Source organism: Bradyrhizobium sp. P5_C11_2, assembly GCF_054049755.1.
This window is the reverse complement of sequence record NZ_JBFULT010001008.1, coordinates 1-1,352: the sequence shown is the minus strand read 5'-3', so window position 1 is coordinate 1,352 and position 1,352 is coordinate 1. Positions and strand designations below refer to the sequence as shown.

Annotated in this window: 2 protein-coding genes; both read left to right on the top strand. The window is 58.5% G+C overall.

The genetic code is table 11. The features are described 5' to 3' along the window. The first annotated feature begins 321 nt into the window (after nucleotides 1-321). A complete protein-coding gene (locus ACXJL8_RS41180; protein ID WP_456624383.1) occupies nucleotides 322-597 on the top strand; it encodes a hypothetical protein in 276 nt (91 codons plus the stop codon). Nucleotide 598: 1 nt separating this feature from the next. Continuing rightward, nucleotides 599-1,352, top strand: a 754-nt coding sequence (locus ACXJL8_RS41175; RefSeq protein WP_456687050.1) for an AAA family ATPase, incomplete at its 3' end; no start/stop codon positions are given.

Below are 1,352 nucleotides of genomic sequence, written 5' to 3'. Positions count from 1 at the left end.
AGGTGAAGGAATTGCTGCGCCGGGCTCGGCTGGCTGGAAAGGAGTACTGCAGCCACAACGGCGATACCGAGTTTGACTACGTCGTGCGCGAGATGCACGAGGAAACCTACGGAACAAGAGCGCTGCAGCAAGCGGCCGAAGTCCACCGGCGCCGCGGTGAATGACTTTTCGTAAGCCACCGGCCCTTGATCACGAATTTCGGTTCGTTGTTCGACCGATAAGTCATCCCGCAAAATTCTTCGTAATTGATGGGCTTCGTCTCTGAAAGACTTGAGGTGCTCAAAATGTTTTTTGGCGAACTTCAGAAACCGGAGATTGCCTATGAACGACGACAAGCACCTCAGCAACCCGAACGGCGAACGATATCTGCGCCGGGCGGAAGCCGCCGCTTACATCACCGCAACCTACAACATCCCCTGCTCGCCGAAGACGCTGGCGAAGCTCGCCTGCGTGAGCAGCGAAGGCCCAGCATTTCGAAAGGCTGGTCGTTTCCCGCTCTACCCAGTGTCCGAGTTAGACGCCTGGGCCCGTCGCAAGGTCGGGCCGTTGATGAAGTCCACCTCCGTTGTTGCATTTGATGGAATGAAGGCGAACTGAAATGCTGTTTCCCCCAAAACCCGGCGAGAAGCCCGCTCCCAAGTGGAACGCACCGATCTGCCTGACCGAGTTCGCCAAGCTCAAGCTGCCGCCTCGTAAAACGTTGCTACACCCGATCCTGCCCGAGCGGGGTCTGGCGATGCTGTTCGCCGGTCGCGGGATCGGCAAGACGCACGTTGCATTGGGCATTGCTCACGCAGTGAGCTGCGGTGGAGAGTTCCTGAGGTGGAAGGCCGAGAAGTCCCGTCGGGTCTTGTACATCGACGGTGAAATGCCCCAGCAGGCTTTGCAGGAGCGCCTAAAGGCTATCCAGGCGGCCAGCGACCACGAGCCTGAAGCGGAGGCCTTCAAACTGTTCTGCATGGATCGGCAGCCTTTGGGACAGAGCATCAACCTCGCGGATAGGAAGCATCAAATAGCCCTCAAGCCTTTTCTCGATGACGTGTCATTCTTGGTGCTCGACAATATGTCGACGTTGATGAACGGAGGGCCCGAGAACGATGCTGAGTCGTGGGACTCGATGCAGGCCTGGCTGCTCCAGCTGCGACGACGAGGAGTGACAGTTCTGATCGTCCATCACGCGAGCCGAGGGGGCAATGCCCGAGGAACGTCGAAGCGCGAGGACGTTCTGGATACGGTGATCCAGCTCAAGCATCCGAGCGACTACAATCCGGCTGACGGAGCCCGTTTCGAGGTACATTTGACCAAGGCTCGGGGCGTCTTCGGGGAAGATGCGGCTCCCTTTGAAGCCACGT

Excerpts from the sequence above, each read along its gene's own strand:
- ACXJL8_RS41180 (WP_456624383.1), top strand. The coding sequence starts at position 322 with ATGAACGACGACAAGCACCTCAGCAACCCGAACGGCGAACGATATCTG.